At 72.4% G+C, this 15,879-nt stretch carries 16 protein-coding genes and 2 pseudogenes; 7 read left to right on the forward strand and 11 right to left on the reverse strand.

All coding sequences use genetic code 11. The features are described from left to right. Window positions 1-70 precede the first annotated feature (70 nt). From BJF80_RS10000 to BJF80_RS20805, 3 genes and pseudogenes are all read right to left on the reverse strand, one after another. Window positions 71-1,324: an MFS transporter gene (locus tag BJF80_RS10000; RefSeq protein WP_075813279.1), complete on the reverse strand. Its 1,254-nt coding sequence runs from the start codon at window positions 1,322-1,324 to the stop codon at window positions 71-73. A gap of 45 nt (window positions 1,325-1,369) precedes the next feature. Then, on the reverse strand, window positions 1,370-2,317 hold the full coding sequence (locus BJF80_RS20800; protein ID WP_269087393.1) for an SLC13 family permease: 948 nt from the start codon (window positions 2,315-2,317) through the stop codon (window positions 1,370-1,372). Window positions 2,318-2,490: 173 nt separating this feature from the next. Then, a pseudogene (locus BJF80_RS20805) lies at window positions 2,491-2,976 on the reverse strand (SLC13 family permease); the annotation flags it as partial. 79 nt (window positions 2,977-3,055) lie between these two features. Between BJF80_RS20805 and BJF80_RS10010 the strand changes: the two are divergent. Continuing rightward, a complete protein-coding gene (locus BJF80_RS10010; protein WP_075813281.1) occupies window positions 3,056-4,090 on the forward strand; it encodes a saccharopine dehydrogenase in 1,035 nt (344 codons plus the stop codon). Window positions 4,091-4,298: 208 nt separating this feature from the next. After that, window positions 4,299-4,601 (forward strand): hypothetical protein, encoded by a 303-nt coding sequence (locus BJF80_RS18450; RefSeq protein WP_143456563.1) that lies wholly within the window; start codon window positions 4,299-4,301, stop codon window positions 4,599-4,601. Between the two features lie 19 nt (window positions 4,602-4,620). Here BJF80_RS18450 and BJF80_RS10015 read toward each other — a convergent pair whose 3' ends face one another. The 3 genes and pseudogenes from BJF80_RS10015 to BJF80_RS10025 form a co-directional block, all read right to left on the reverse strand. Further along, window positions 4,621-5,199, reverse strand: coding sequence for a LiaF domain-containing protein (locus BJF80_RS10015; protein ID WP_075813283.1), 579 nt, complete (start codon window positions 5,197-5,199; stop codon window positions 4,621-4,623). 119 nt (window positions 5,200-5,318) lie between these two features. Then, entirely contained in the window at window positions 5,319-6,554 is a 1,236-nt protein-coding gene (locus BJF80_RS10020; protein WP_237767536.1) for an acyl-CoA dehydrogenase family protein, read from the reverse strand. A gap of 37 nt (window positions 6,555-6,591) precedes the next feature. Further along, a pseudogene (locus BJF80_RS10025) lies at window positions 6,592-7,387 on the reverse strand (PIG-L deacetylase family protein). 90 nt (window positions 7,388-7,477) lie between these two features. Between BJF80_RS10025 and BJF80_RS10030 the strand changes: the two are divergent. From BJF80_RS10030 to BJF80_RS19330, 4 genes are all read left to right on the forward strand, one after another. Next, entirely contained in the window at window positions 7,478-8,170 is a 693-nt protein-coding gene (locus BJF80_RS10030; protein ID WP_075813285.1) for a response regulator, read from the forward strand. After that, window positions 8,167-10,944 carry a DUF4153 domain-containing protein gene (locus tag BJF80_RS10035; RefSeq protein WP_075813287.1) on the forward strand — a complete coding sequence of 926 codons (2,778 nt, stop codon included), beginning with the start codon at window positions 8,167-8,169 and terminating at the stop codon, window positions 10,942-10,944. Before BJF80_RS10030 ends, BJF80_RS10035 begins: the two co-directional genes overlap by 4 nt. 221 nt (window positions 10,945-11,165) lie before the next feature. Further along, window positions 11,166-11,561 (forward strand): TetR/AcrR family transcriptional regulator, encoded by a 396-nt coding sequence (locus BJF80_RS19325; RefSeq protein WP_202817188.1) that lies wholly within the window; start codon window positions 11,166-11,168, stop codon window positions 11,559-11,561. A 1-nt stretch (window position 11,562) separates the two neighbouring features. After that, window positions 11,563-11,784 (forward strand): hypothetical protein, encoded by a 222-nt coding sequence (locus BJF80_RS19330; protein ID WP_202817189.1) that lies wholly within the window; start codon window positions 11,563-11,565, stop codon window positions 11,782-11,784. Here BJF80_RS19330 and BJF80_RS10045 read toward each other — a convergent pair whose 3' ends face one another. Then, a complete protein-coding gene (locus BJF80_RS10045) occupies window positions 11,785-13,542 on the reverse strand; it encodes an AMP-binding protein (RefSeq protein WP_075813289.1) in 1,758 nt (585 codons plus the stop codon). It abuts the gene before it with no gap. A gap of 107 nt (window positions 13,543-13,649) precedes the next feature. Here BJF80_RS10045 and BJF80_RS10050 point away from each other — a divergent pair, with 107 nt between their 5' ends. Next, on the forward strand, window positions 13,650-13,961 hold the full coding sequence (locus tag BJF80_RS10050) for a DUF3072 domain-containing protein (protein ID WP_083673593.1): 312 nt from the start codon (window positions 13,650-13,652) through the stop codon (window positions 13,959-13,961). Between the two features lie 25 nt (window positions 13,962-13,986). On the opposite strand, the gene BJF80_RS10055 is transcribed toward BJF80_RS10050, so the two are convergent. Genes BJF80_RS10055 through BJF80_RS10070 form a run of 4 tightly spaced genes read right to left on the reverse strand, consistent with a single transcriptional unit; the run spans window position 13,987 to window position 15,651 of the window. After that, window positions 13,987-14,415 (reverse strand): type II toxin-antitoxin system VapC family toxin, encoded by a 429-nt coding sequence (locus tag BJF80_RS10055; RefSeq protein WP_075813291.1) that lies wholly within the window; start codon window positions 14,413-14,415, stop codon window positions 13,987-13,989. Further along, window positions 14,412-14,696: a ribbon-helix-helix protein, CopG family gene (locus BJF80_RS10060; protein ID WP_075813293.1), complete on the reverse strand. Its 285-nt coding sequence runs from the start codon at window positions 14,694-14,696 to the stop codon at window positions 14,412-14,414. Before BJF80_RS10060 ends, BJF80_RS10055 begins: the two co-directional genes overlap by 4 nt. Window positions 14,697-14,743: 47 nt before the next feature. Then, window positions 14,744-15,205 (reverse strand): LysR substrate-binding domain-containing protein, encoded by a 462-nt coding sequence (locus tag BJF80_RS10065; protein WP_083673594.1) that lies wholly within the window; start codon window positions 15,203-15,205, stop codon window positions 14,744-14,746. Beyond that, complete coding sequence (locus tag BJF80_RS10070; protein WP_075813297.1) at window positions 15,103-15,651, reverse strand: LysR family transcriptional regulator; 549 nt, start codon at window positions 15,649-15,651, stop codon at window positions 15,103-15,105. Before BJF80_RS10070 ends, BJF80_RS10065 begins: the two co-directional genes overlap by 103 nt. Between the last annotated feature and the right edge of the window lie 228 nt (window positions 15,652-15,879).

A 15,879-nucleotide genomic window follows, 5' to 3' on the forward strand; every position in this document is an offset into this window, starting at 1 on the left:
ACTCAGGCGTTCACGTGTGCGGCTGAGCCGGTCGCGGTCGGCGTGTCGCCGGAACGCGCGACCTCCTGGCTCACGGCTCGCGCGGCGGCGTGACCTTGGAGCGTCCGTAGGTGAAGGGCTCGCGGGGAGGCCGGGCCAGCAGGTCGGCGGTGAAGAGCCGGCGGGAGAGCAGGATGAGGGCGCCGGCGAGCGCGAAGCAGCCCGCGGCCACAGCCCAGGTCACGGGGAAGCCGGCGGCTCCCGAGAGCCCACCGAGGACCGCCGGGCCCAGCGCCCCGCCCGCGAAGGCGCCCGCCTGGATCGCAGCCGACGCCTGGGCCGGGTTGTCGCGCCCGAGCCGGGCGACGGCATACAGCAGCAGACCGGGCCAGGACCACCCGATGCTGAAGGCGAGCAGCCCGAAGACCCAGACCGCCCAGGGTGCGTCGATCATCAGGCCCAGGCACCCGAGCGCGCCGACCCACATCTGGGTGGCGACGACGGGCAGGTTCGCCCCGTGCCGGTGGTCGGCGCGCCACCCGGAGAAGACCCGGATCGCGATCGAGCCACCCGAGCCGACCGCCATGAGCACACCGGTCTGGGAGGGTGTCAGCCCGACCTCGAAGCCCCAGGAGGCCGCGAAGGCGCCCACGTAGTTGGCGGCCGCGCTGGCCAGCGTGATCGCCAGGGCGGCGAGCACGAGCGGCAGGGTCGGCGGGGACTCGAGCAGGTCGGCGTTGGACGCAGCGGCTCTGCGCGATCCGCGACGCCGGCCCCGCAGCAGCAGCCCGACCGCGCCGAGCATGACCACGACCCCGAGGCAGCAGGTCACGACGAAGGTCGAGCGCCACCCCCACAGCGCCCCGGTCGTCGGGACCGCGAGCCCGCCCAGCATGATCGCCAGCGGCACGGCGGACTGCTTGACGCCGAAGCCGAGCCCGCGCCGACCGGGCGGGAGGGTGCGCGCCATCAACGAGTTCGCGGTGGCCTGGCAGGCGGCGTTGCCGAGGCCGAGCACCACCATGACCGCCATGAGCGACCACCACCCGGAGACGAGCAGGCTCATGGCGAGGCCACCGGCGGTCACGACACCTCCGGCCAGGAGCAGCAGCAGGCCGCGGCTCATCCGGTCGACCAACGTCGAGGTGGACAGCGTGGCCACCGCCGCCGTGGCGAAGAACAGGCTGACCGCGACACCGAAGGCTCCGAGCCCGAAGCCGAGGTCGTCGCGGATCGCCACCGCCTGAGCCCCCAGTAGGAACGGCGGGAGGGCGCCCAGCGTGGTGACGGCGGAGGCGACCGCCATCACCAGGGCGGACCGGCCACGGCGGGGGGCAGGGGACATGCGATGCCGCGTCCTCCTCCCGTGATCCGGACCCGCCGCCGGCCGTTACAGCACGAGCCCCAGGGCGAAGGGACCGATGAGGACGGTGAAGAGGGTGATGAGCACCACCCCGACGACGTTCAGGACGATTCCACCACGGGCCATCTCCTGAATCTTCACCGCCCCGGTGCCGAAGACGATCGCGTTGGGCGGGGTGCCGACCGGCAGCATGAAGGCGCAGGTCGCCGCCAGGGCGGCCGGGATGAGCAGCGTCATCGGGTCGACACCGATGCCGACGGCGACACCGCCCAGGACCGGGATGAAGGTCGCCGCGGTCGCGGTGTTGCTCGTGACCTCGGTGAGGAAGAGCACGATCGTCACGACAGCGGCGAGCAGCAGCACGATCGGCAGCGAGCCCAGCCCGGTGACCTGCTGGCCGAACCACTCGTCCAGGCCGGTGCCGGCGACCGCGGCGGCCAGGCTGAGGCCACCACCGAAGAGCAGCAGCACGCCCCAGGGCAGGCCCTCCTCCGCGTCGTCCCACTCCAGCGTCATCCGGCCCTCGCGGTCGCCGGGGATGAGGAAGAGCACGATGCCCGCGCCGATGGCGATGGCGGTGTCGTCCAGCTCCCCGAGCCAGGGCAGCGCCTCGCCGAGGGCGGGGATGTTGGACAGCAGGCCCGGGACGATCCACAGGAAGGCGGCGCCGCAGAAGACCGCGAGCACGACCTTCTCCCCCTGGCTCATCGGGCCCAGCTCATCGACCTCGGTGTCGATGAGCTGGCGGCCGCCGGGGATCTCCTCGAGCGTGAAGCGGAACATCAGCCGCGTGATGAGCAGCCAGGCGATCCCGATGAAGACGACGACGATCGGCACGCCCAGCACCATCCAGGCGAGGAAGCCCACGTCCTGGCCGACCTCGTCGGCGAGATATCCGGCGACGATGGCGTTGGGCGGGCTGCCGAGCAGCGTGCCGAGCCCGCCGATCGAGGCGGCCCACGCGATGGACAGCACCAGGCGACGCCGAAGATGCGAACGTCCGGGTCGTCGACGACGTCGCTCACCGCCCGCCCGCTGGAGACCTCCTCGGCCACGTCGCCGTCGGCGGCGGCCACGCCACGCTGGCTGTTCTCCACGACGAGCGCCAGCACCGAGATCGCGATGGGCAGCATCATCAGCGTGGTGGCCGTGTTGGAGACCCACATCGACAGGAAGGCCGTCGAGATCATCATCCCGAGGATGATCCGGCGCGGGTGGGTGCCGACGCGGCGCAGCGTGAGCAGCGCGATCCGGCGGTGCAGGTTCCACTTCTGCATGGCGATGGCGATGAGGAAGCCGCCGAGGAAGAGGAAGACGATCGAGTTGGCGTAGGGCGCCGTCGCGTCGGAGACGCCCAACCCGGTGAGCGGCGGGATGAGCACGATCGGCAGCAGCGAGGTCGCCGCGAGGGGGATCGCCTCGGTCATCCACCAGACGGCCATGAGCACCGCGATGGCAGCGACGAAGCGGGCGTCGCCGGACATCTCGGCGCCACCCAGGAGGAGGTAGACCACGACGGCCAGCGCCAGCCCACCCAGCCGGAAGGCCCAAGTGCGACCGGCGGCGCGTGGTGGCTCCCGGTCGCTGGGCTCGTTGTCGAACTCGCCCTGCTCGCGCACGACCTCGCCGCTCATCTCGCAACCCCTCCACTCCGGTGTGTGATCGGCTCAACCTAACGCAAGGACAACCTGCGCGGGCGCATACCCTGGCTCCATGACCCGACCGCACCTGTGGATCCGCGCCGAGGCCCGCCCCGGCGAGCAGCGCGTGCCGATCGTCCCCGCCGACGCGCAGCGCCTCGTCGCCGACGGCTATGTCGTCACCGTCGAGGAGTCACCGAGCCGCGTCGTCGACCTCGAGGACTACGTCGCGGCCGGGTGCTCGGTCGCGCCCTACGGCTCGTGGACCGACGCCCCCGAGGGCGCCGTCGTCGTCGGGATCAAAGAGCTGCCGCAGGACCCGCCCGACCTGGCGCACACGCACGTCTTCTTCGCCCACGCCTACAAGGGGCAGGAGGGCGCGGACGTCACGCTCGAGCGATTCCGTCGCGGTGGTGGCGAGCTGCTGGACGTGGAGTACCTCACGCTCGACGGCAAGCGGGTCGTCGCGTTCGGTTTCTGGGCGGGGTATGTCGGTGCCGCGCTCGCCGTGCTCCGGCACCGCGGCCTGCTGACCGGCGGGGTCGCACCGATGGGCCGCGAGGAGCTGGACGGCCAGCTGCGCGAGAGCGCGGCCGGTCACGAGCCGGAGCGCGCGCTGGTCATCGGCTCCCGCGGGCGTTCCGGCCGCGGCGCGGTCGAGGCGCTGGAGCTGGCCGGCTGCGCGGTCACCCGCTGGGACCGGGCCGACACCGTCGAGCTGGACAAGGCAGCGCTGCTGGACCACGACATCCTCGTGAACTGCGTCGTGAGCAGCACCCCGCGCGAGCCCTTCGTCGGCGGCGAGGACGTGGCGGCCACCCGTCGCCTGCGCACGATCGGTGACGTGACCTGCGACGTCACCTCCGACAACAACCTGCTCCCCGTCAACACCGCGGTCACCACATGGGCCGAGCCGGTGCGTCAGGTCGGCACCGCCGACGCCCCGCTCGACGTCATCGCCATCGACAACCTCCCGTCGCTGCTGCCGCTGGAGTCCTCGATCAGCTTCTCCGCGGAGTTGACGCCGTTGCTGGAGGATCTCGCCGAGCGGCGTGGCCCGTGGGCGGCGAGCCTGGAGTGGTTCCGCCGGCACGTGCCCCTGGGCTGACTCGAACATCGTGGGCCTGTGTTCAGTGATATGAGCGCGAGGGCGTCCGGAATGGGACCACGAGTCTACTCACCGTGGATGAGCGGACAGTCGCAAGATGCTCACCTCACGTGTGATGCAGGCGTGACGCTCAACAACCACCATGTCCTGTCCAACAACATCGCTAGAGCCTTGTATCAAAGACAGTTCGTCGCTAGAGGTCCCGTCGATGAGCACAGGCACCTCTGCATCCGGGCAAAGGGGTACGCAAATGCGGCGTACAACAGCAGCGGAACCTGCCACATCTACGGGTAGCCTTGCCGCGCTCGCGGTAGCCGCCCTCCTCGCCGGTGCACTGGCCCCTGCGCTCGGGGTGGCGCTGGGCGTGATCGGTCTCCTCATCGTCTCGGTGCAGACCGTGACCGGCTCGGCCCTTCGCCCACGGCTGCTCGTCCTCTTCGGCCTACTCGTCGTCGTCTTCCTGGTGCCGATCCTGGTATTCGGCCGCTGGGGCATGTTGCCGCTCTGGTAGAGACCCGACCCACCGGCGCTCAGCGCTTCCGGGTCCAGCGCCAGCCGCGGGGAGGCTTGGTGCCGTCGTCGGGCGGCATCGTGCGCACCGAGACGTCACCGAGCAGGCTCGTGGCGTTGATGCGGACGCAGGCACCCGTGTCGGCCGAGGACTGGGCCTGGGGGTCGACGTCGTGCCGCAGGTCGCCGAGAAGGTTGAAGCCCGACAGCTCGACCCGGGTGCCGGGGGGCACCGCGATCCGGATGTCGCCCATCCCGGTGAAGGAGGAGATCTCCAGCGTCTCGCCGGGACGGACCACCTCGCGCAGGTCGAGCTTGACATCGCCGACAAGCAGCATCGTGGTCGTGCGCTCCGCCGCGTCCCACGCGCCGGTCCGCACGACGTCTCCCATGAGGGTCCCCAGCGTCTGGGTCGGCGCGCGCATGGGCACCGGCGCGTCCCGGTCCGCAGCGGCGGCGGGGTGGTTGCCGCGCCACTGCGCCGGCAGCTCCTCGCGAGGTGCGGGGCGCTGCCCCGGGACCGGTATGTCGGGCCGCCAGTCGGGCGGCACGTCCGAGGGTCCCTGGGCGGAGGGGTCGGGCGCGGCGGGATCGGGCATACCGTCACCCTAGTCAGGCCGCGTGACCGCTGGACATGACAGCCGTCACCAGATGCGACGCCCGGTCGGACCGGAGCCAACCACTCACGACGCCCGGTCGGCATGGGGTCGGGGGCGGCTCAGCGGAAGGCGCTGGTGCCGGTCACCGAGCGGCCCACGAGCAGCGACTGCACGGTGCGGCTCCCCTCGTAGGTGTAGGTCGCCTCGAGGTCGGCGAAGTGCCGGGCGACGTGGTGGTCCAGCAGGATCCCGTTGCCCCCGAGCATGTCGCGGGCGATGCCGACGACCTCCCGCGCCGCCGTGGTCGTGTGCAGCTTGGCCATCGCCGCGTGCTCGATGGTGCAGCGGCCCTCGTCCTCGAGCTGGCTCATCCGCATGCAGGTGAGCTGCATCGTGGTGATGAGCGTGACCATGCGGGCCAGATCGTCCTGGATGAGCTGGTTCTTGGCCAGCGGACGACCGAACTGCTCGCGGCGCAGGGCATAGGTCAGCGCGCCCTCGTAGGCCGCGACCGCGTGGCCGATGGCCTCCCAGGCCACCGCCTGCCGCGACCGGGCCAGCACCCGGTTGGTGTCGGCGAAGGTGCGCGCCTGGGGGAGCCGGTTGTCGGCCGGGATCCGCACGCCGTCGAGGCGGATGTGCGCCTGCCATACCCCGCGGTTGCTGATCTTGCCCTGGATGACCTGGGCGTCCCAGCCGTCGAGCTGCTGCGGGGACTCGACGACGAAGCCACCCACGTCGCCGTCGTCGTCGCGCGCCCAGACCACGACGAGGTCGGCCACCGACCCGTTGCCGATCCACCGCTTCGCGCCGTCGAGCACCCAGTGGTCGCCGTCGCGGTGGGCGCGGGTCTCCATGCTCACGACGTCGGACCCGTGCGTGGGCTCGGTCAGCGCCACCGCGCCGACCGTCTCCACCCGGGCCATCCCCGGCAGCCATCGCTCCCGTTGCTCCTCGCTGCCCAGCAGGTGCACCGAGGTCATCGCCAACCCGGAGTGGACCGCGTTGAAGGTCGCGATCGAGCCGTCCCCCCGGGCCAGCTCGGCGCACATCATCCCGTCGGCGAGGGTGGAGACCCCGGCGCAGCCGTAGCCCTCGATCGAGGCACCGGCGACCCGGGTCGCGGCATACCCCGGCACCATCTCGACGGGGTATCGCGCCGCCTCCCACCACTCCTGCGCCGCCGGGACGACCTCGTCGTCGCACCAGGCGCGCACGCCGTCCCGCAGCTCGCGCTCGGTATTGGTGAGCAGGTCGTCCAGGTGCATGAAGTCCGTGCCCAGGGACCGACCCAGGTCGGCGCCGTCCGGCACCGCGCGGTCGGACTCGGGCATCGGCTGCGGCTCGTCGCTCATCCTTCGAGGGTAGGCGCGGCCTCCCCCGGTCGCGCCCTCAGCCCACCGGGTGACCGTCGGTCATCCCCGGATCCCGCCCGGGCTCGATGAACCACTCGTCCCCGAAGGCCGCGGCGAACTGCTCCTCCGGCATACCCAGCATCCAGCCGACGTCCTCCTGGCTGGCGTGGGCCGACAGCGCCGCCCGCTTGGCCGCGAGCACCGGCCGGGCGTCGACGTGCCAGTGGATCTCCGCCTCGGGGGTGCCGACCGGGTTGCCGTCGTCGGCGGGGCGTCCGGATCCCAGTCCGCGTCCTCGGGCGCCATCCCGGCCGCCGTGGCCGCCTCGAACATGCGCCGCATGTGGTCGCGGTTCATCGTCGCCTCGAGCAGCCGTGGTCGCCGTGCCGCCAGCTCCGCCGCCCGGTGCACGACGGCGTGGACCTTGACGTGGTCGGGGTGGCCGTAGCCACCGTGCCAGTCGTAGCCGACGAGCACGTCGGCGTCCTCCTCGTCCAGGACCCGCGCCAGCCGCGCCGCGGCCTCGTCGGTGCTGCAGGCGTGGAAGGACTGCTCGTGGCTGTTCTGCTCCCACCCGGTCATGCCGGAGTCGGCGTAGCGAGCCACACGACCCGCGCGGTGCCGAGCGCGACGGCCGACGCCTGGGCCTCGGCGCGACGCCGGTCCGCCACCGTCTCCCCCTCCCGCAGGTCCGCGGGCACGGTGCCGTGGTCGCCGTTGGTGGCGTAGACGCACACCACCCGGTGCCCGGCGTCGGCGGCCAGCCGCATCGTGGCCGCGGTCTGGCTCGCCTCGTCGTCGGGGTGCGCGTGCAGGAAGACGATGGTGCTCACGGCGCCAACCTAGGGCCAGGCAGCGACATTCACACAACCTCCACATCTGCCCAGCACCCTCTCCACCAGCGCAGACCTAGGCTCCAACCCATGACCGAGACGACGCGCACCGTGCTGGTGGTCGAGGACGACCTCACGATCAACCAGGCGCTGGCCGACCGCTTCACCGCCGAGGGTTTCGCGGTCGCGCGGGCGGTCGACGGGCCGACCGCCCTGACCGAGGCGGCCCGGCACACCCCGGACGTGGTCGTGCTGGACCTCATGCTGCCCGGCCTGGACGGCCTGGAGGTTTGCCGTCGGCTGCAGACCGAGCGCCCGGTCCCGGTCCTCATGCTCACCGCGAAGACCGACGAGACCGACATCCTCGTCGGCCTTGCCGCCGGCGCCGACGACTACGTCACCAAGCCGTTCCGGATGCGGGAGGTCGTCGCCCGGGTGCAGGCGCTGCTCCGGCGCGTCGAGCGGGCCACCGAGCTCGCCGACACCCGCCTGCCGGTGCAGACCGTCGGCGACCTGAAGATCGACGCCTCCGCGCGCCGGGTGCGGGTTGCCGGCGAGGAGATCCACCTGACGCCGCTGGAGTTCGACCTGCTCGGTGCGCTCGCGGAGCGGCCGGGCAGCGTGCGCGGCCGCGAGGACCTGATGACGCAGGTATGGGGCTGGTCGGACGCGCACGGCACCCGCACCCTCGACAGCCACGTCAAGGCCCTGCGCGCCAAGATCGGCAGCGCCCGGGTCCGCACCGTGCACGGCGTGGGGTATGCCCTGGAGAGCGGCCGGTGAGCCGGGCACCCGAGCGCCCGCTCGACGGCGTCGGCTCGATCACGGTCAAGATCGGCGTGCTCGTCACGCTGAGCATCCTGGCCGCCGTCGTCGTCTCCGAGGTCGGTGACCGCGCGGGGGTCTCGGCCTGGCTGACGATCCCGGTGTCCGTCGCGGCAGCGCTCTTCGTCACCCAGTGGCTGGCCCGGGGCATGACCTCGCCGCTGCGGCAGATGACCGTGGCCGCCGGGCGGATGGCCGGTGGGGACTACTCGACCCGGGTCACCGCGAGCGCCAGCGACGAGGTGGGCCAGCTCGGCACCGCCTTCAACACGATGTCGGCCGAGCTGGACGGCGCCGACCGGCAGCGGCGCGAGCTGCTCGCCACGGTCTCGCACGAGCTGCGGACGCCGCTGGCGGCGCAGCGGGCGCTGCTGGAGAACCTCGTCGACGGCGTCGTCACCCCGGACGACCGCGCGCTGCAGACCGCGCTGGACCAGTCGGAGCGGCTGAGCGCGCTGGTGCAGGACCTGCTCGACCTCAGCCGGGTGGAGGCCGGCGTCGCGACGCTGGACGTCGAGCCGGTGCAGGTCGCCGACCTGCTGGCGCGCTGCGCCGACGAGGCCCGGGCCACGGTCGCCGCCCGCGGCCACGAGGTGTCCGTCGAGGTCGACGTCCCCGAGGACCTGGGGGTCCGGGCCGACCGGGCCCGGCTGGCCCAGGTGGTCACCAACCTGCTCGACAACGCCGTCCGGCACAGCCCCGCAGGCGGGACGGTCCGCGTGGTGGCCGACGTCACCGGCACCGGCTGGTCGCTCGAGGTCCACGACGAGGGGCCGGGCTTCCCGCCCGGCCGCAGCGAGGAGATGTTCGCCCGGTTCGGCGTCGGCGACGACGCCGGCGGCGGCACCGGCCTCGGGCTCTCCATCGTCCGCTGGGTGTGCGAGCTGCACGGCGGCACGGTCCGGGCGCTCGAGGCGGAGCCGCGCCAGACGGCGACCGGAGCCGTCGTGCGGGTCGAGCTGCCGCTCACGCCCCCGGCATACCGACGTGGACAGCGGGACGTGGGACCCCCTCCCCAGGAAGCGATGTCCAGAACGACAGCTCAGACGACCGACGACCGCGAGGAGAGCCCGATGGCCACGCATGACAGCCCGCCGCTCCCGGCGCAGCGCACCGCCGACGACGCCGCTGACCGGCCTGCCCACGTGCCCGCGCCACCGGTCTCGGGCACCCCCATCCCGGTGCCGACCCCGTCGGTCTTCGACACCCTCTTCGGCCGGCTCTGGCCGGAGCCGACACCCCTGCGGACCGCACCCGTCGCACTGTGGGCCTCGGTGGGGATCGGGGCGCTCGCCGCCGTGCTCCTGCCCTACCGCGGCATCGGGATCGCGTATGCCCTCGTCCTGCTCGCCGCGGGCGCCCTCGTCCTGCGGCTCTCGCCGCGGCGGCGTGACCCGTGGACCCTCGCCTCGGCCGCGCTCTGCGTCGGCCTCGCCAGCCTGCTCGTGCTCCGGGCCGCCGAGTGGCTCGCGGTCCTGGCGCTGCTCACCGCGGCCCTGCTCGTCACGACCGCGCTGACCGGCGCCCGCGGCATGCCCGCGATGGTCGCCGGCGCCGCGGCGTGGGTGCTCAGCGGGCTGCGCGGGCTGCCGCTCCTGGGCCGCACGATCACGGCGACGTCCCGGCACACCCTGCTCTGGCCGGTCGTGCGCACGGCCGCGATCTCGCTGGTCGCGCTCGTGGTCTTCGGCGGGCTCTTCGCCTCCGGCGACGCGGTGGTCGGGGCCTGGGTGAGCGACCTGCTCCCGGAGGTCGACATCGCCGAGTCCCTCGTGCTCCGCAGCTTCACGTGGTTCGTCGTCGGCGGGATCGTGCTGGCGGCGTGCTACCTCGCGCTCAACCCGCCGAGGGTCGACCTGGTCGAGCTGCCGGCAGGGCGCCGGCTGGCCCGCGCGTGGGAGTGGGTCGTGCCGGTCGGCGTGGTGATCGCGACCTTCGTGGTCTTCCTGCTCGCGCAGGGTGCCGCGATGTTCGGCGGGCACGACTTCGTGCAGCGCACCACCGGCATGACGTATGCCGAGTCCGTCCACCAGGGCTTCGGCCAGCTGACGCTCGCGACCGCGCTGACGCTGGTGACGGTCGCGATCGTCGGCCGCCGGGCCTCGCGGGAGACAGCGCGCGACCGGGTGCTGCTGCGCAGCGTGCTCGGCGTCCTCTGCGGCCTCACGCTCGTCGTGGTCGGCTCGGCGCTCTACCGGATGCACGTCTATCAGGAGGCCTACGGCTTCACCGTGCTGCGCGTGCTCGTCGACGCCTTCGAGCTGTGGCTCGGGCTGCTGGTCGTGCTGGTCATGGTGGCGGGCTGGCGGCTGCGCGGCGGCTGGGTGCCGCGTGCGGCGCTCGCCTCGGGCGCGACCTTCCTGCTCGTCATCGGCCTGGCCAACCCCGAGGCGTGGGTGGCGCAGCGCAACATCGACCGGTATGCCGAATCCGGTCGCCTCGACCTGACCTACCTGCAGACCCTCGGGGCCGACGCGGTGCCGACGATCCGCGAGGGCCTGGGGGACGAGCAGGTCGTCGGCCGGACGGTGGCTGACGACGACGGCGTGATGCTGGCCGACTGCGCCGTCGGCTGGCGCCCGGACGACGAGCTGACCGAGGACGCGCTGAGCTGGAACCTCGGCCGGGCCAGGGCCGAGGCGGCCGGCGCGGTGAGCCTGACCACCATCGACGGGACCGGCTACCCGACATACGCTCTCGGCACGTGCCCCGTGGAGCTCCCGGGCCGCTGACGCGGCCGAACGACGGTGAGGCCCCGCACTCGTGGCGCCTTCGTGTTCCTATGGCCGGCTGCATCTGGGCACGAGAACACCAAGGCGCCACGAGTCGGCGATGGGCGGCGACGCGTTGGAGCCGCGGCTGATGATCATGTCCCTGGCCCGGTCGACGATCGTCAAGGAACGGCTCCGGCGCGGTGGAGGGCTAGGCTGGAGTGTCGGCGAAGGAGGCCGGTATGGGGATCGCGACCACCGAGGGGACACCCGCACCCCTGGACAAGGTCGGGCGGCGTCGGCTCGAGCTCGCCGAGTCGGCCCTCAAGACGCTGGGCGAGCTCGGGTATGCCCGGACGTCGCTGCGCGAGATCGCGAGCAACTCCGAGTTCAGCCACGGCGTCGTCCACTACTACTTCCGCGACAAGGTGGAGCTCATCTCCTACTGCGTCCGGCACTACAAGACGATCTGCTCGCGCCGCTACGACGAGGTCGTGGAGTCGGCCGTCACGCCGGAGGAGCTGGCCGCGGGCTTCCTGGAGCGGATGACCCGGACCCTGGTCGAGGAGACGCCGATGCACCGGCACTGGTACGACCTACGGACGCAGAGCCTCTTCGAGGGGGGCGCTGCGCGATGACGTGCGCGCCATCGACGAGCTGCTCGAGGCGATGACCTGGCGGATCGTGTCGCGCTACGCCGCGCTCGCCGGGACGACGGCGCTGTTGGACGCCCCCAGCGTGTATGCCCTCCTGGACGGACTCTTCGAGCAGGCCCTGGTCGCCGCGGCTGACGACCCGCAGGCGGCCGCGGACCAGCTCGGCGAGCGGGTGGCCGCGGTGCTCCCTCGATTGCTGGCCTGATCAGCCCTTGAGGTCCGGGAAGTCGCTGTCGCGCCACTCGGTCTGAGCCTGCGCACCACCACCGGACGCGCCACCCGCTGCCTCGCCGGAGCCGCCGGCCAGCTCCTCCTCACGGGCCCGCAGCTCGACCCGGCGGATCTTGCCGCTGATCGTCTTGGGCAGCTCGTAGAACTCGACCCGGCGCACCCGCTGCCAGGGCTGCAGGTGCTCGCGCGCGTGGGCCAGGATCGTGCGGGCGGTCTCGGCGGTCGGCTCGTGACCCTCGACCAGCGCGACGTAGGCCTTCGGCACGGCCAGCCGGACCTCGTCCGGGGCGGGCACGACGGCCGCCTCGGCCACCGCCGGGTGCTCGATGAGCACCGACTCCAGCTCGAAGGGGCTGATCTTGTAGTCGCTGGCCTTGAAGACGTCGTCGGTGCGCCCGACGTAGGTGATGAGACCGTTCGCGTCCCGCTCCGCGACGTCGCCGGTGTGGTAGAAACCGCCGGCCATCGCCTCGGCGTTGCGCCCCTCGTCACCCTGGTAGCCGGTCATCAGCGCCACCGGCGAGGCGGACAGGTCCAGGCAGATCTCACCCTCGCCCGGGCCGTCGAGCACCTGCCCGCTCTCGACGTCGACGAGCACCGAGGGGACGCCGGGCAGCGGCATACCCATCGACCCGGGCTTGACCCGCCCGCCCGGGCAGTTGCCGATCTGCGCGGTGGTCTCGGTCTGGCCGTAGCCGTCGCGCAGGGTGAGCCCCCACTGCTTCTGGACCTGCGCGATGACCTCGGGATTGAGCGGCTCCCCGGCGCCGATGACCTCCCGCAGCGCGCCCGGCCCACCGGACAGGTCGGCGTTGATGAGCATCCGCCAGACCGTGGGCGGGGCGCAGAAGGTCGTGACCCGGTGGCTGCGGATGACCTGCAGCAGGGCAGCAGGATCGAAGCGGGAGTAGTTGTAGACGAGGATCGTCGCCTCGGCGATCCACGGCGCGAAGAAGCAGCTCCACGCGTGCTTGGCCCAGCCGGGGCTGGAGATGTTGAGGTGCACGTCGCCGGGCCGCAGGCCCAGCCAGTAGGTCGTCGACAGGTGCCCCACCGGGTAGCTCACCTGGGTGTGCTCGACCAGCTTGGGCCGGTTGGTGGTGCCGGAGGTGAAGTAGAGCAGCAGCCGGTCCTGCGGTGCGGTGCCCGGATGCTCGACCGGCTCGACGTGCTCGCGGTAGGCCGCGCGCAGGTCCTCCCAGCCGTATGCCTCGCCGACGCTCACCCGCAGGTAGTCACCCGGCACGTCGTCGAACTTGTCGACCTCGGCGGCGTTGACGACGACGGCACGGGCAGCCCCGCGCTCGAGCCGGTCGCGCAGGTCGGCCGGCCCGGCGGCGGTCGTCGTCGGCATGATGACCGCGCCCAGCTTCATCACGCCGAGCATGGTGTCCCACAGCTCGACCTGGTTGCCGAGCATGACCATGACGCTGTCCCCCTTGCCGATGCCGAGGTGGGCCAGCCGCGCGGCGACCTGGTCGGAGCGGGTGGCGACCTCGTCGAAGGTCAGCGTGACCTCGCTGCCGTCCTCCTCGACCACGATCAGCGCGGGCTGGTCGTTGCCGCGGGCGATCGCGTCGAACCAGTCGACCGCCCAGTTGAAGCGCTCCCCCACGTCGGGGTAGCGGAACTCCGCGCGGGCGCGCTCGGGGTCTCCGTGCAGGTCGACGAGCTGGTCGCGGGCGGCCCGGTAGGCCGCGGTGGTCGGCTGGTCCGTGGACGTCGGCGTCATGACCCCATGCCTACACCCGCGCCCGGATGCCTGCCAGCCGGGCCCGGGCCCGATCGGCCGACGGCTTCGTCGCGACGCTGTCGGACCCCGCACCTACAGTCGGGGGCATGACGAACCCCACGGACGACACGACCCCCACGACCGACCCCGACCACGGAGCCCAGCCCGACCAGCAGCCTGGTGGGGCCGAGATGCTCGGTGCGAGCAGCCCGCAGTCGCCGCAGGAGCAGGTCGAGCGCGACCCCGAGGACTGGGCCACCGGTGACGACCCCGCCACCGAGGCGCAGAAGTCCTACCTCGACCGGTTGGCCAGTGCTGCCGGCGAGCAGATCCCCGCCGACGGCCTCACCAAGGCGCAGGCCTCCGAGCACATCGACCGGCTCCAGGGCCAGACCGGGATGCAGCCGCGCGAGTCCTGACGGCACGGGCGGCCTCCTGCCGGCGTCAGCTCGTCGCGTCCGCCGGCCCGAGGTCACGTGGATCGACGCGATCCAGACCGGTGATTCCCTCGAAGTCCTGATCGGTGGTGACGATCTGGGCGAATCCCGCGCACAGCGCCGTGCCCGCGTGGACCGCGTCACGGCCTCGGGCCTCCTCCGCCTCGACGAGATCCCGGCTCCGGCGCAGGACGGCGGAGTCGAAGTCATACCAGACAACCAGCCGATCGAGGGCGTCGAAGTCCTCGACGGCCACGGCGGTCGCACCACGCCGGAGGCGGTGGAAGAGGAACTCCTGCCCGGCCTCGACGCTGGCGTGCAGCCGGACCCGCCCCGTCGCGGCCAGCTCGAGGAGCCGGGAGCAGGCCGCGCGGTCCGGGTGCTCGCCACCGAAGGGGAGGAGCAGGACGGAGGAGTCGACGAAGATGGCCTTCATCGACGAGCCAGCTTGGCGTCTACCGACGTCGCGTAGGCCCGCTTGAGATCATCCGGACCCTCGCCAGGATGTGGCGCGTCTGCCCGGGCGAGACGAGCGCGCTCCAGAAGCTCGCTCCCGGCCGTGCGGAGAGCCGCGTCGTCGTCCGGGGCGAAGCGGGCGTCGATGGCTTCGCGGATCACCGCCGCCACGCTCCGGCCAGAGGCCGCCGCCTCCTGGGACACCCGGGCATACCGCTCCGCGTCCAGCAGAAGCTGCAACCGACGATCCATGACCGACATCGATCCAGGGTAGCAGGCGGCATGCGCATGCTCATGTGTATGCAGGTTCAGCCCTCTTGGTCCGACCAGATGCGCCGGATCTCGCGCCCGACGGCGACGACCGCGGGGCGGCGCACGCTGGAGTCGCGGTGGACGAGCATGATGCGACGGGTGGGAGGGTTGCGCACCGGGAGGGACACGAGCCCGTCCGGCAGCGGGGGGCGGCCGAGGCGGGGGATGAGGCCGATGCCGAAGCCAGCGGCCACGAGCGCGATCTTGCTGGGGAAGCTGTCGGCCGTCGCGGCGATCCGGTAGTCCAGGCTCCGCTGGTGCAGCGCCGAGAGCAGCCACTCGCTGAAGACGCCCGGGGAGTCGTCCACCCACTCCCGGCCGTCGAGGTCGGCGAGGTTCACCGCGCCGCTGCGGCTCAGTCGCAGGCCGTGGTCCTCGCGCGCGATGAGGTCGACGACGTCGTGCCCGAGCTCGGTCGCGTGAGCCCGCCGGGGAAGGTCATGTGGTGGTCGGTCCAGTCGTGGACGAGGGCGAGGTCGACCTCGCCGCGTCGCACGGCCCCGAGCGAGGCCTCGGGCGCCAGCTCACGGACGGTGAGACGCAGCAGCGGGTAGGTCTGCAGCAGTCCGGGGAGCGCCTGCGACAGCAGCCCGACGACCCCGGTCGCGAAGGAGGACAGCACCAGCGGCCCGGAGACGTCGCTGGTCAGGTGCTCCAGCTCGGCCCGCGCGGCCTCGTCGAGCTGCTCGACCTGGGTGGCGAGCCGGACCAGGACCTCGGCGGCGTCCGTAGGCACCACGTTGCGTCCGCGGCGCACGAGCACGGGCTGCCCGGCCTCCTGCTGCAGGCGGCTCAGCTGCTGGCTGACAGCCGAGGCGGTGAGCCCCAGCCGGTCGGCCGCGGCGAGCACCGTGCCCTCCTCGACGACGGCCTTCAGACTGACCAGCTGCTCGGGAGAAAACATGTAGCAAGTCTGACACATACTCGTAAGAAATGTTCGCTTGTCCTAACAGAAAAATCCTGTCAGAGTAGTACCTGTCAGACCCCGACACGAAGAAAGGTGGCCATCATGACCGCTCTGTCCAAGGCTCTCCGCAGCAGCACCCACGTGATCCTCGAGATCGGTCGCTCCTGGCGCCCGATCGAGCACCTGCGCGGCTGACCCTTCAGCACCCGCGAGAGCCGCCCCGGA

Origin of the sequence: Serinicoccus sp. CUA-874 (assembly GCF_001942225.1) — a bacterium.
Taxonomy (GTDB): Bacteria; Actinomycetota; Actinomycetes; order Actinomycetales; family Dermatophilaceae; genus Ornithinicoccus; species Ornithinicoccus marinus.